Origin of the sequence: Mesorhizobium sp. WSM4313 (assembly GCF_002294725.1) — a bacterium.
In the GTDB taxonomy this organism is placed as follows: Bacteria; Pseudomonadota; Alphaproteobacteria; order Rhizobiales; family Rhizobiaceae; genus Mesorhizobium.
Map to the genome: position 1 here is coordinate 132,578 of NZ_NSFT01000014.1, position 12,651 is coordinate 145,228.

The window sequence follows — 12,651 nt, forward strand, 5'->3', positions numbered from 1 at the left end:
GCAGGATCGACTATGATTTCTCAAGGCTCAAGGTCGGCGGCAACCTCGGGCTAAGATTTGCATCCGGGCGAAGACACTGGACGTATCAGCGCGTCTTGGCGGTCGCCAGCGCGCGCGAAAAGGCGGTGGCAAAACTTTCGCGGTCGTCGGGATTGAGGAAGCCGCCAATCGCGACACTCTTGCCTTGCGCCTCGACGGCCATCTTGGTGATGCCGATCTCAGCATGGCGGGCGATCGAGAACCGCGTCCAGAACGGGTTAAAGCGATGGTTTTCCGAGCGGCCGGAAGGCGCTGTCTTGCGAATGTCGAGACTGGTGCGCGAGACCGAGATTTCCTCACGGGCGCGCGCAGCCCGGTAATTGGCGCGGAAAGCGATGTAGACGGCGACCACGTCGAGGCCGAAGAAGCCAAACACCGGCCAGGCGCCATGCGCCAGGAAGAACGCGCCGGTGACCGCCCAGCCGAACAGAAGCGCTCCCATCAGGATCAGGAAGCCGGTGCGGCCGAGCGAGCGGTGCGGCGTCAGCAAGGCCTGGAAAAATGGCTCGTCGGCCTGGAACGAGGCGTTTGTGTCGGTCATGAGGGAATATTATAGGAGGGAAATGCCTCCCAAGTCGAAAAAATCCGCAGCTGTCAAAAAACCTCAGCCCGCTATCCCGGGCGGCGGACGGGCGCCTGGTCGACGGCCGCGAAAAGCCGCCACGCGGTCGCTCTACAGCCCCGCCGAGGTGCATGAGATATTCCGGCGCTTTTCCGTGCAGCGGCCTGAGCCGAAAGGCGAGCTCGACTATGTCAACGCCTTCACCCTGCTGGTCGCGGTGGTGCTGTCGGCGCAAGCGACGGACGCCGGCGTCAACAAGGCGACCAAGGCGCTGTTCGCCGCGGCCGACACACCGGCCAAGATGCTGGCATTGGGCGAGGCCAAGGTCGGCGACTATATCCGCACCATCGGTCTGTGGCGCAACAAGGCCAAGAACGTGATCGCGCTGTCCAAGGCGCTGATCGACGATTATGCAGGCCAGGTGCCGCCGGATCGCGACGAGCTGGTGAAGCTGCCGGGCGTCGGGCGCAAGACCGCCAATGTCGTGCTCAACGTCGCCTTCGGCCAGCATACCATGGCGGTCGACACGCATATCTTCCGCATCGGCAACCGTATCGGGCTGGCGCCCGGCAATACGCCGGATCAGGTCGAACAGGGGCTGCTCAAGGTCATCCCCGCCGAATATATGCGCCATGCGCATCACTGGCTGATCCTGCATGGCCGCTATGTCTGCAAGGCGCGCAAGCCCGATTGCCCGGTCTGCGTCATCGCCGACATCTGCAAGTCGAAGGAAAAGACCACCGACGTGCCCGCCCCGCTGGTGCCGATCGCGCCGCTGGATGAGACGTTTCCGGTCGAGGCCGTCTGACTCAGTAAAGTTTTAATATCCGTAGCCGCGCGCCATGGCCGCGGCAAAAACTGGAATGAGCAGGAAGATAAAGCCCTCGGCGCGGACATAGTTCTTCACCGAGGCCAATTCCGCCGCCGGCACCGCGAAAGACGGATTGCCGCTCGCCTGCCTGTTCCAGGAGAGAAAGCGCATGGTCGGCACAATCGACAGCAGGCCGACGACGACGAAGGCCGCCATCTTTGCCCAGAACACCCAATTGTAGACGTAGAATTCCCAGCCCTTCAGACCGAAGAACACCCGGCAGATGCCGACGATGACGATCAGCGCGGCGATAATGCCGTAGTGGCGGTCGATGCCGACAAGGCGCTTCAGCGTCGCCGCTGCCAAATCGCCGCGCACCAGCACGAACTCGGCGCCGATGATGCCGGCCAGCGAGAACACCAGAAGGTGATGCGCGATCGCCAGCAACAGGTCTGTGGTGTCCATGGTTCTTCCTTCGGTCGACTTGCGTTTCTGGGTCGGCTTCGCGCGCAAACTAGCATCGCCGGGCGAAAAGCCCATAGCGATGCTGCCGTGCCATGGCTTTTATGGCTGGAAGAGCCAACGCATTGGCCTGGCTCTTGATCGACCGTGCTGTTTTGCTAAGCGCGGTCGCGTCAATGGAGGGCAATGCCATGAGCATCAAGATCGAAGCCGGCGTGCCGCTTCTCGAAACGGCGCGCACCGTTTTGCGGCCGCACAGGCTGGACGATTTTGAAGCCTATGCCGCCATGTGGGCGGAGCCCGCCGTCACCCGTTTCATCGGCGGCAAGCCGCGCACGCGGGAGGAGAGCTGGATGCGCTTCCTGCGCCATGCCGGCCTATGGTCGCTGATCGGCTATGGATTCTGGGCGATCGAGGACAAGGCGAGGGGGAGCTTCATCGGCGAGGCCGGCTTCCACGACCTCAAGCGCGAGATCGTGCCGTCTCTCGAAGGCGTGCCGGAGGCCGGCTGGGCGCTGGCCTCGGAGGCGCATGGCCAAGGGCTTGCGAGCGAAGTCGTGGGGCGGATCGTCGCCTGGAGTGACGAGACGTTCGGACAGGCAAGAACCGTCTGCATCATCGATCCGGAAAACGGCGCTTCGCAGAAGGTGGCCGAAAGGAACGGCTATAAAGAAATTTTGCGGACCACCTACCACGAGAAGCCGACGATCCTGCTGGAACGGCAGGCCGGATCCGGAAAGCAAAGCGCTTAACCCGCCTTGCGGCGCAAGGCCCCTGCCACTCCGTTCCACGCGTCCGCCTTTGCACCTGGATGGCTGCCCAGCACCGTCGTCGCGTCGAATGGCTGAGGCCTCGCTATGGCATAGCCCTGCGCGTAGTCGACGCCGATCGCCTTCAAGGCTTCGACGATGCCATCGCTTTCGACGAATTCGGCGATGGTGCGTTTTCCCGTCACCTTGCCGATGTGATGGATCATCTCGACCATCGCGCGGTCGATGCGGTCGTCGAGCATGTCCTTGACGAAGCCGCCGTCGATCTTGAGGTAGTCGACCGGCAGATGTTTCAGATAGGCGAAGGACGACATGCCGGAGCCGAAATCGTCGAGCGCGAAGCGGCAGCCCAGGCCGCGCAGATCGGCGATGAAGCGCATGGCCTCGGTCAGATTGGCGATGGCACTGGTCTCGGTGATCTCCAGGCAGATCGTTTCGGGCGCAATGGCGTGCGCGGCGAACTGCTCACGCATGAAGCCGAGAAACGTCTCGTCGCCGAATGTGGCGCCGGAGAGATTGATCGCGCAGGTGGATATCGGCGCCGCGTGCGGATTGGTGCGTCGCGACGCCAATATGGCGAAGGCGTTGCGTATCACCCAGCGGTCGATCGCCGGCATCAGTCCGTAGCGCTCCGCCGCCGGAATGAAGCTCTGCGGGGTGACGAAGCTACCGTCCTCGTCGGTCAGCCTGAGCAGGATTTCGACATGCGCGCCCGGCTCGGCAGCATCGTCCCGCAGCGGCGCGATCTCCTGCGCATGCAGCCGGAAGCGGTTTTCATCCAGCGCGGCATGCAGGCGCTGCACCCAGGCCATCTCGCCGAAGCGCTCGCGCAGGGCCCTGTCGCCGTCGCTGTGGAGCTGGACGCGGTTGCGGCCCTTTTCCTTGGCCATGTAGCAGGCGACGTCGGCGGCGCGCAGCACCTCCTCCAGCGTCATGCCGACATTGGCGACCTCGACCATGCCGATGCTGACGCTGATGTTGAAGGGACGCCCTTCCCAGGAGAAGTGCAGATCCTGGACCGTGGCGCGCAATCGTTCGGCGGTGGCGGCGGCACAATCGGCATCGCAATCGAAGAGCAGCACGCCGAACTCGTCGCCGCCCAGTCTCGCCAGGATGTCGCCGGGCGGCAGCTCGTTGGCGAGCAGCGCCGAGATCTGGCGCAGCAACTGGTCGCCGGCGGCGTGGCCGCAGGTATCGTTGACCAGCTTGAACTGATCGAGGTCGAGATACATCAGCGCGTGCCGGCGCGACTTCTCCGGGTCTTCGGAGATCGCGCTCGCCAGACGCTTCTCGAAATCGCGGCGGTTGACGAGACCGGTCAGCGCATCATGCGATGCCTGCCACGACAGGCGCTCGATATAGTCCTGCTCGCGCGTCATGTCTTGCAGGGCCAGGACGCAACCCAGGATCGAGCCGGAAACGATCAGCGGAGCGCCGTTCAGCGCCACCGGCACGACCGAACCGTCGGGGCGCTCCAGAAGCTGCGGGCGAACATTGGAGCGGCGCGGCTCGCCCGCCAGCAGGCGCGGGATCAGATCGGTCTCCTCGACGCCGCTGTCCTTGTCCACGAGCCGGAACAACGAGGCGACCGATCTGCCTTTGGCGGCGGGTAAAGAGCAGGCAAGCAGCCTTTCCGCTCCGGCATTCATATAGTCCAGCCGCCCCTTGGCATCGGTGCTGATGACAGCCTGGCCGATCGAGGCCAATGTGATCTGAGCCCGCTCGCGCTCGGCGCTGAGGGCTGTCTGAAATGCCTGGCGCTGTTTCATCAGCTTTCGCGTGCGCCAGACGGCGAGCAGGATAAGCAGCGCGGCTGTCGCGAGATTGGCCGCCGTCAGCGCCGTCTTGATGAAGCGCGATCCCTCGCCGAGACTGTCCGAAAAGTCCTTGGCGAGCGGCCCGATCCGATGGTCGATCTGGTGGATTTGCACTTTCCAGAGAGCGATCTCGGCTGACGATGGCGGCCCTTTTTCGAGCCTGCGATGCATGTCGTCGCCAAGTCTTTGGATGGCGAGGATCATCTCGTCGGCAGCCGTCCAGTGGCGGATCGCCGTGTCGAGATAGCTGACGCCGCGGAAATTCCGGAACAGCCAGATCAGGCCGGCGACATCGTCGGGATGGTTGTTGCCGCCGAGAAAGCCAAGTCTGGCCGCATGCGTGTCGGGCTCAGCCTGTTCGAGCGCAAGCCGCGCGGTGCGATCTGCCAGCGGCACGGCGATGGCCTGACGATATTCGCTGAAATACTCTTCCCGGCCGGTGTCGGCATAAAGGCTGAGGAAATAGATGGCGTGCTTCTGCCCCTTCGACCACTGGCTTTCGCCGCCGACATAGGCGCGGACGGCTGACAACGTGTGGAGGCTGAGGGTCGCAATCAGCGCCTGGATCAGGACGACCGCGACGAAGGGCCAGACCAGCCCGACGAGGCGCGGGGCGGCATCGGTCGATGAGAGCTTCATCCCATTCCCATGGCGCGTGCGCAGGCCCCCTCGGTGTCTGTCCGACTGGCTCATCCGCCGGTTGAGACGATGTTCTTCCCCGCATGTCGCCCGGTTACTGGCGACATCAATCCAAATAACGTGCCTGGATTAACGGTCGATAAATTTGCCCAGTATTTGTTTCATGAGTTATTGCTCAGCAACAGAAGGACGCTTACACGCTTGATGCCGATATTTTGTGCCTAATATCGGTTTACGGTGCGAGGCCGCGGAAGAAAAAGCCGGCAACATCAATCCGATAGCGCCGCGCGACAGTCTCGTCTCAGCGCTTGGTCTTGGATTTGTTGAGCGCAACGGCCTCGCGGACGAGCGCCTTCAGGGCGTCGGCGTCGATCTTGTCGCCTTCCTTGAAATCGATGGCGCGCCGGGTGTTGCCTTCCAGGCTGGAGTTGAAGAGCTTCTTGGGATCGGGCAGCGCCGCGCCTTTGGCGAAGGTCAGCTTGACGACGGCCTTGTAAGTCTCGCCGGTGCAGATCATGCCGGCATCCTCCCAGACAGGGACGCCGCGCCATTTCCATGTCTCGACGGCTTCGGGCGCCGCCTCCCTGATAAGAGCGCGGAGTCGGGCAAGCGTCTCGCCCCGCCAGTCGCCCAGCTCCTTGATCCGTCCGTCGATCAGTTCGGACGCAGACTTGCCGTCCTGTACGTCGCCTTGTTGCATGTCCGGTTCTCCTCGATGCTGAATAAGAGATCGCCACCATGGCCCTTTCGGGGAGATGGCGCTTGATTTTTCGTGCGCTTACATCCGTTCGCCGGGCAGCCGGCTTGCCTGCTTCACCCAGGAGACGAACTGCTCCTCGTCGATAGGCTCGTTCTCGTGGATGTGGAAATAGCGTGTGTCCTTGCTCTTGGATTCGACAGGCGGCACGGGCTTCAGCGACAGGCCGCGGAAGAACGCCACCTTGATGTATTTGGCGAAGCAATGGATGCCGAGGAACCAGCCTTCGCCTTCCATGCCGTAGAAGGGAGAGTTCCATTTGACAGCCTTTTGCACACCAGGGACGGCCTGCATGATGAGCTGGTCGAGCCGGCGCCCGACCTCGCTCTTCCAGCCCGGCATCGCCGCGATATAGGTCTGCACCGGAGCATCGCCATAGCCCTTGGCGATCTGCGGGTTGCCGCCCGAAAGCAGGACAGGTTTGGCGTCCGCGGATCCGGCAGCCTTCGATTTCGTCTTTGCCATCAGGCCGATCCCGTGCGCTCGCCCGCCGGCTCCCCGCGCCATCTGGCGGCATAGGGCAGCACGAACATATAGAGGCCGCTGAACAGCAGCAGGAAAAGCGGAATCAACGGCGAATAGACGATCCAGGCGGGCGGCGGGCCCATGGCCATGGCAGCGAAATTGGCAATGACGGTGACGGTGAAGATGATCGAAAGCCAGCGGTGAAGCTGCCTGATCCACTTGCTCCAGTTCAATATAACCTCCCTTGCGAATGACGATACGGATCGAGCTCTCTACCAGTGCGCCAGTTGCGAAAGCTGAATGAGGTTGCCACAGGTGTCGTTGAGCTGCGCGATGGTCGCGCCGGTCACCGCGGTCGGCGCCATGGCAAAACTGCCGCCATTGGCCTTGATGCGCTCATGGTCGCTCTTGATGTCGTCGGTGAACAGCATCAGCGCCGGCTGGCCTTGCTTGAAGATGGCCTGCTGATAAGTCTTTGCCGCCGGATTGTCGTTGAGGGCCAGCTGCAGTTCGGTGCCGTCCGGATCGTCAGGCGAGACGACAGTCAGCCAGCGAAACGGCCCATTGGTGAAGTCGGCCTTCTTGGTGAAGCCCAGAATTTCGGTATAGAAGCCAAGGGCCTTTTCCTGGTCGTCGACATAGATGCTGGTCAGCTTGATCTTCATTTTGGTGTCTCCATTGCTTACGCCTGCGGTTTGCCGCCCCGCCGGGACCGTGTCTGTCTTTTGAGGCTTCGGCGGACGTCAATCGATCCGCGAAAGCAGCTGCTCCAAGGCCGTGAAGTTGCGTTTCCAGCCCACTGTGGCGCCGCGGTAATACGGCTCCTGGTCGGTGCGGAAGCCGACCTGCTCCATGCGCAAATGCGTGCCCTTGCCCGTCGGGGTGAGCGTCCAGGTGACCACGCTCTCGAGATCCTTGGTGTCCCAGCTGTAGGACAGGGTTCGGTTGGGCTCGACCGTCCGCACCTGGCAGTCGACGCCGCCCCATTCGGCGCTCATGTTGAAGCGATGGTCCACGACCGGCTTGAAGCTGTTCTTCATCAGCCACTCCTCGATGAGATGCGGTTGGGTGAGCGCGCGCCAGATCTTTTCTGGCGGAAAAGGTATCTCGCGCTCGACGATGACGGAGCGCGTTGCGGCCTCATTCATTGATCCATCCTTTTGAGCAGGTCTTCCAGATCGTCGAAGCGGCTTTCCCAAAACCCCGCCATGTGGCGCGTCCAGTCCATCAACGGCGCGAGCGCCTTGAGCTGGGCACTGTAATGGGTCTGGCGACCCTCATGGCGGTCGCGCACCAGTCCCGCTTCCTTGAGGATGCCCAGATGCTTCGACACCGCCGGCTGCGACACCCCGGCCTGGGCGGTCAGGGCCCCGACCGTCTGCTCGCCCTGACGGCAGAGGCGTTCGAAGATGGCGCGTCGCGTCGGATCAGCGAGCGTCCTGAACAGCATGTCATGCGCGGTCGTCATTTTTAACCGATAACCCGTTGGCTATTGATTGACGTATAACCATTGGGATATGCATGAGTCAAGCAGCGAATGAGGACGCGCACCTGAAGCCGCGGCCGTGGGCCGGCACGCCGGTACGGCCGGACGGCACTGAAAAGATGGTTGCTTATGCCGCGTTTGCTGACGGAACGGTCAAATCCCTCAGCAGCGTGGAAAGGTCCGGTTCGTCGATGAGCAGGGCGGCGTCGACCGCCGGAAGCCATGCGCGCTGCCGGTTCGCGGCTTCCTGCCAATCGGCAAGCTCCTCGGCGACCTCGAGCAGATAGACCACAACGTCGACGCGAATGAAGCCGTTGGGCATGCGTTTCCAATAGGAATAGGTGCCGGCAGGCTGCTTCAGCGTCCTGCCGAGCACGCCGGCTTCCTCGCGGGCTTCGATCGTTGCCGCCTTGCGCCCGCTCTTGCCCTTCATCGGCCAGCCTTTTGGCACAATGAAGCGCCGCGTGGTGCGTGAGGTGACCAGCAACACTTCGAAATTGCCGTCTTCTCGCACCCGATATGGAATGGCCGCCACCTGGCGGATGCGTTGGCCTTTCCTGGCTTTGCGAACTGCTTTCTTCTTGGTTGTTGCCATTCCAAATTCCGTCAGAGCAGCATCCCTGCCATACGCTATCCGCGCGGGCAAAAACCTGTCCTCCTGCAAACTCTAGAGCGTTTCACCGTTTCACGGAAACGGCGACCCGCTCCATCTCTTTAGTTTTGACGCAATTCCTGACGGAAAACCGTGTCACACTTTTCCTGGAATTGCTCTAGAACCACCGCCCTTGCAATCCGGCATTTTGCCGGCAAGTAAGTCGGCTAATAAACTGAAAAAAACAAAATGTCAGCGGCAAACCCTGGAAATCGTGTTGCCGACCGCTTCCATCCGGCATGTCTTGTCAAATACCGGCACATCGGGCTGGCTCCTGGGCGGGGCCGGCCGGTCGAGCTCGCGATAGATTTGCTGCTGCTGCTGGTATTGCTGCCGCTGCAAGCGGTTCTGCAACTGCTGCAGCTCATTCTGCTGCACCAATGCATTGCGGTTCGTCGGGATGACGATCTGCGCATAAGACGGCGCAATCAGATAAACCGAGGCCGCCAGCACTGCGCCTGCAAGAACAGCCAGACTGTGACGAAGCATCCGCGCGGCTCCCATACAAAAAACCATGCATTTCATATAATGCGGGCAGCCAATAACGCCATGGGTAACCGCGAAACGTGATGCGGCTCACCGACGCCGGGCGATTGGCTATGCCGGGACGCCGGCGCTGGAGATCGGGGCCGACATCCCGGTCAGCGCCATCGCCAGGTCCCGCATCTGCGGAAAGGCCGGCGTCGAGTTCTCCACCAAGCAGTGGATCGAGAGGCATTTCGCCGCCGCCGAGAATCTGCCCGGCAATCCGGCATTGCACTTGACGGAAGCCATCGATTCGCCCCTGTATCGGGTCGGCGCCGGGCTGGAGCTCGATGGCGTCAACGGCGTCGGGTTGCTGTCAGGTACGACGACGCCTTTGGGCAAACGGTCAAGCAGAATGCGGTCAGCGCGTGTCTGAAGGTCAGCTTTTAGCTGACGCGGGCGGCGGCTAAGAAGGGATCTCATGAGGACGAAATACGCGTATTTCGCGGCGATGCTGGCAGCCGCCTGCATTGCCGGTGTGCCGGCAGCGGGACTTGCCGCGCAGAACAAGGCCGACAAGGTGGCTCCAGCGGCCCAGCCCGCCGACGCGGCGGCCAAGCCCCAGCTGCCAGGCGGCGCCTCGGCGCTGTCGGAGACGCATGGCGACTGGACGGTAAACTGCCAGGTCACCGGCACCAACAAGGTCTGCAGCCTGTCGCATCAGCAGTTCAACAAGCAGAGCGGCCAGCGGCTGCTGGCGATCGAATTGACGACCAAGACCGGTCAGGACGCCGCCGGCACGCTGGCGCTGCCCTTCGGGCTCGCCTTGGCCAACGGGATCTCGTTCGAAATCGACGACAAGAAGCTGGACGGCACGTTGCAGTTCAACACCTGCCAGGCGGTAGGTTGCCTGGTACCGGTGACGTTCGACGCCAATATCACGCCGTTGCTGCAGAACGGCACCACGCTGAAGGTCAACGCCACGGCGGCCGACACTGCGCAGCCGATTTCCTTCACCATCTCGCTCAACGGCTTCGGCAGCGCGCTGGCGCGGACGGCGGACCTGTCGGCGGACTAGGTTGTCGAAGACCGGCCGGCTGAACGCTTCGTCATCCACGGGCGGAGCAAGGAGCGAAGCGACGCGCGCAGACCCGAGGATCCATTCCGTGACGTAGGAGCGCTGCTCACGGTGCAGAATTCTGCGCCGCTGCGCTCTACAATCCAGGTAACGGAATGGATCCCAGGGTCTCCGCGACGCCGCTTCGCGGCTGCTCCGCCCAGGGATGACGAAGTTGGAAGGTTTCGGCCAACCAGCACGGCTTGCCTCAGCTACTCAACCTCGCGCAAACGGTATCCCACTCCCGTCTCGGTGATGATGTAGCGCGACTGGTCCGGCGTCTTCTCGATCTTCTGCCGCAGCTGACGCACATAGACCCTGAGATACTGGACGTCGGTCGAGTCGTTCCAGATCTGCTTCATCAGGAACTGATGGGTCAGCACCTTGCCGGCATATTGCACGAGCATGCGCAGGATGTCGTATTCCTTGGGCGACAGTTTCACTTCCTTGTCCTCTACCTTGACGATGCGCTTCACAAGGTCGACGGAAAGGGATAAAGAATTCGAACAAAAAGGGAACGACGAAAAATGCTCGACATCGCACCATCGCAACAGGCGGCAACCTGGCTCGGCTCATTCGGCCGGGCGCTCGAGGCCGGCGATATCGAGGCGGCGACGAACCTCTTCGCGCCGGATTGCTACTGGCGCGATCTCTTGACCTTCACCTGGAATATCAAGACCATGGAGGGGCAGGCGGCGATCCGCGACATGCTCAAGGCCACGCTCCACTTGGCGCAGCCCTCGCACTGGCGGCTGTCCGGAGAGCCCAGCGTCGACGACGGCACCGTCGAGGCCTGGTTCACATTCGAGACGGCGGTGGCGCGCGGCGAGGGGATCCTGCGGCTCAAGGACGGCCGCTGCCGCACGCTGTTCACGGCGATGAGCGAGCTCAAGGGGTTCGAGGAACGGAAGGGGCCGGCGCGGCCACTCGGCATCCGCCACAAGGCCGACCCGAACCGCGAGACCTGGGCGGAAGCACGGGCACGCGAGGCGCGCGATCTCGGCGTGCATGAGCAGCCCTATTGCCTGGTGATCGGCGGCGGGCAGGGCGGCATCATGCTCGGCGCCCGGCTGCGCCAGCTCGGCGTGCCGACGCTCATCATCGAGAAAAATGCACGCGCCGGCGATTCCTGGCGCAATCGCTACCGCTCGCTCGTGCTGCACGATCCCGTCTGGTACGATCATCTGCCCTACATTCCGTTCCCGGAAAACTGGCCGGTCTTCACGCCCAAGGACAAGATGGGCGACTGGCTGGAGATGTATACCCGCGTCATGGAGCTGAACTACTGGGTCGCCACCAAATGCATCAGCGCCGCCTATGACGAGGCCGAAAAAGTCTGGACCGTGGTGGTCGACCGCGTCGGCCAGCGCATCACGCTGAAGCCGAAGCATATCGTCTTCGCTACCGGCGCCTACGGCCCGCCGCGGCAGATCGAGCTGCCGGGCGCCGACAGCTTCAAGGGCGAGCTTCTGCATTCCAGCCAATATTCCACCGGCGAGAAGTTTCGCGGCAAGCGCGTGGCGGTGATAGGTGCTGCAAGCTCAGGCCACGATGTCAGCGTCGATCTGTGGGAAGCGGGCGCCAAGGTCACCATGGTGCAGCGCTCGCCGACGACGGTGGTGAAGTCCGACACGCTGATGGATATCGGCTTCGAGATCTTCTCGGAAAAGGCGCTGGCGCGCGGCATCACCACCGACAAGGCCGACATGATCGTCGCCTCAACGCCCTTCGCGCTGGTGCCGAAGGGCCAGCGGGCGCTTTATGATGTGATCCGGGCGCGCGACGCGGATTTCTACCAGCGCCTCAGCAACAGCGGCTTCGCCATCGACTTCGGCGAGGACGAGACAGGACTGTTGATGAAAGCCTATCGGACAGGCTCGGGCTATTACATCGATGTCGGCGCTTGCGAGTTGATCCTGAACGGCGAGATCCAGGTGAAGAGCGGTGTCAGCATCAAGTCGCTGACGCCGGACGGCATCCTGTTTGAAGACGGCAGCGAGCTCGCCGTCGACGCGATCGTCTGCTGCACCGGCTACCAGTCGATGAACGAGACGGTAGCGGGGATAGTCTCGCGAGAGGTCGCCGACAAGGTAGGTCCGTGCTGGGGCCTCGGCTCCGGCGTGAAGGGCGATCCGGGTCCATGGCAGGGCGAATTGCGCAATATGTGGAAGCCGACGGCGCAGGAAGCGCTATGGTTCCACGGCGGCAATCTGGCGCTGTCGAGATTCTACTCGAAATATGTGGCGCTGCAGCTCAAGGCGCGGATGGAAGGGATTGCGACGCCGGTGTATGGGGAGCCGAGTAATTCGCGATCCTAGCTTCGTCATTCTAGGGCGGAGCAAGGAGCGAAGCGACGCGGCGCAGACCCTAGAATCCATGCCGTGACATTCGTGACGTGCGCAAGCGGACCAGGACGGGATTCTTCGCCGGGCGTCTCAAGCCCCATTCTGCACCGCTGCATTCTTCGGGTGACAGTCACGGCATGGCAACTGTGTTCATGCGAATGCGGTTTTGTCGCGAATGATAGCGTTGAGGACGACCAGGAGCTTCCTTGCGACGGCGATGATAGCGAGCTTCTTGGAGCCCGACCGGGCAGCAAGTGCGGTGTA

At 62.5% G+C, this 12,651-nt stretch carries 16 protein-coding genes and 1 pseudogene; 4 read left to right on the forward strand and 13 right to left on the reverse strand.

Features of this window, described 5'->3' with window-relative positions; translation table 11 throughout:
* Positions 1–85 precede the first annotated feature (85 nt).
* The gene (locus tag CK219_RS25035; protein WP_095769278.1) at positions 86–580 is read right to left on the reverse strand and encodes a DUF2244 domain-containing protein; all 495 of its coding nucleotides are present in this window, start codon (positions 578–580) and stop codon (positions 86–88) included.
* A 22-nt stretch (positions 581–602) separates the two neighbouring features.
* Here CK219_RS25035 and nth point away from each other — a divergent pair, with 22 nt between their 5' ends.
* Positions 603–1,409, forward strand: a complete 807-nt coding sequence (nth, locus tag CK219_RS25040; protein ID WP_095769279.1) for an endonuclease III — start codon at positions 603–605, stop codon at positions 1,407–1,409.
* Positions 1,410–1,421: 12 nt separating this feature from the next.
* On the opposite strand, the gene CK219_RS25045 is transcribed toward nth, so the two are convergent.
* Entirely contained in the window at positions 1,422–1,877 is a 456-nt protein-coding gene (locus tag CK219_RS25045; RefSeq protein WP_095769309.1) for a DUF2214 family protein, read from the reverse strand.
* A gap of 188 nt (positions 1,878–2,065) precedes the next feature.
* On the opposite strand from CK219_RS25045, the gene CK219_RS25050 reads away from it, so the two are divergent.
* Positions 2,066–2,626 carry a GNAT family N-acetyltransferase gene (locus tag CK219_RS25050; RefSeq protein ID WP_095769310.1) on the forward strand — a complete coding sequence of 187 codons (561 nt, stop codon included), beginning with the start codon at positions 2,066–2,068 and terminating at the stop codon, positions 2,624–2,626.
* On the opposite strand, the gene CK219_RS25055 is transcribed toward CK219_RS25050, so the two are convergent.
* The 10 genes from CK219_RS25055 to CK219_RS31835 all read right to left on the reverse strand — a co-directional run bounded on the left by CK219_RS25055 (position 2,623) and on the right by CK219_RS31835 (position 9,234).
* On the reverse strand, positions 2,623–5,100 hold the full coding sequence (locus CK219_RS25055) for an EAL domain-containing protein (protein WP_095769280.1): 2,478 nt from the start codon (positions 5,098–5,100) through the stop codon (positions 2,623–2,625). The genes CK219_RS25050 and CK219_RS25055 overlap by 4 nt on opposite strands.
* A gap of 301 nt (positions 5,101–5,401) precedes the next feature.
* Positions 5,402–5,800, reverse strand: a complete 399-nt coding sequence (locus CK219_RS25060) for a DUF1801 domain-containing protein (protein ID WP_095769281.1) — start codon at positions 5,798–5,800, stop codon at positions 5,402–5,404.
* Positions 5,801–5,878: 78 nt separating this feature from the next.
* Positions 5,879–6,322, reverse strand: a complete 444-nt coding sequence (locus CK219_RS25065) for a DUF1801 domain-containing protein (RefSeq protein WP_176477140.1) — start codon at positions 6,320–6,322, stop codon at positions 5,879–5,881.
* Entirely contained in the window at positions 6,322–6,555 is a 234-nt protein-coding gene (locus CK219_RS25070; RefSeq protein ID WP_095769283.1) for a hypothetical protein, read from the reverse strand. Before CK219_RS25070 ends, CK219_RS25065 begins: the two co-directional genes overlap by 1 nt.
* Positions 6,556–6,594: 39 nt before the next feature.
* Positions 6,595–6,987 carry a VOC family protein gene (locus tag CK219_RS25075; RefSeq protein ID WP_095769284.1) on the reverse strand — a complete coding sequence of 131 codons (393 nt, stop codon included), beginning with the start codon at positions 6,985–6,987 and terminating at the stop codon, positions 6,595–6,597.
* 78 nt (positions 6,988–7,065) lie between these two features.
* A complete protein-coding gene (locus CK219_RS25080) occupies positions 7,066–7,470 on the reverse strand; it encodes an SRPBCC domain-containing protein (protein WP_095769285.1) in 405 nt (134 codons plus the stop codon).
* On the reverse strand, positions 7,467–7,790 hold the full coding sequence (locus CK219_RS25085) for a metalloregulator ArsR/SmtB family transcription factor (RefSeq protein ID WP_095769286.1): 324 nt from the start codon (positions 7,788–7,790) through the stop codon (positions 7,467–7,469). The genes CK219_RS25080 and CK219_RS25085 overlap by 4 nt, the downstream gene beginning before the upstream one ends.
* 145 nt (positions 7,791–7,935) lie before the next feature.
* Positions 7,936–8,403 carry an NUDIX hydrolase gene (locus CK219_RS25090; protein ID WP_095769287.1) on the reverse strand — a complete coding sequence of 156 codons (468 nt, stop codon included), beginning with the start codon at positions 8,401–8,403 and terminating at the stop codon, positions 7,936–7,938.
* Positions 8,404–8,652: 249 nt separating this feature from the next.
* On the reverse strand, positions 8,653–8,949 hold the full coding sequence (locus CK219_RS25095; RefSeq protein WP_095769288.1) for a hypothetical protein: 297 nt from the start codon (positions 8,947–8,949) through the stop codon (positions 8,653–8,655).
* A gap of 108 nt (positions 8,950–9,057) precedes the next feature.
* Positions 9,058–9,234 (reverse strand): hypothetical protein, encoded by a 177-nt coding sequence (locus CK219_RS31835; protein ID WP_176477141.1) that lies wholly within the window; start codon positions 9,232–9,234, stop codon positions 9,058–9,060.
* Between the two features lie 172 nt (positions 9,235–9,406).
* Between CK219_RS31835 and CK219_RS25100 the strand changes: the two genes are divergently transcribed.
* The gene (locus CK219_RS25100; protein ID WP_095769289.1) at positions 9,407–10,003 is read left to right on the forward strand and encodes an invasion associated locus B family protein; all 597 of its coding nucleotides are present in this window, start codon (positions 9,407–9,409) and stop codon (positions 10,001–10,003) included.
* Positions 10,004–10,254: 251 nt separating this feature from the next.
* Here the strand turns inward: CK219_RS25100 and CK219_RS25105 are convergent.
* Positions 10,255–10,533, reverse strand: a pseudogene (locus CK219_RS25105) (winged helix-turn-helix domain-containing protein); the annotation flags it as partial.
* Positions 10,534–10,569: 36 nt separating this feature from the next.
* On the opposite strand from CK219_RS25105, the gene CK219_RS25110 reads away from it, so the two are divergent.
* Positions 10,570–12,360, forward strand: coding sequence for an NAD(P)/FAD-dependent oxidoreductase (locus CK219_RS25110; RefSeq protein ID WP_095769290.1), 1,791 nt, complete (start codon positions 10,570–10,572; stop codon positions 12,358–12,360).
* Positions 12,361–12,651: the final 291 nt, after the last annotated feature.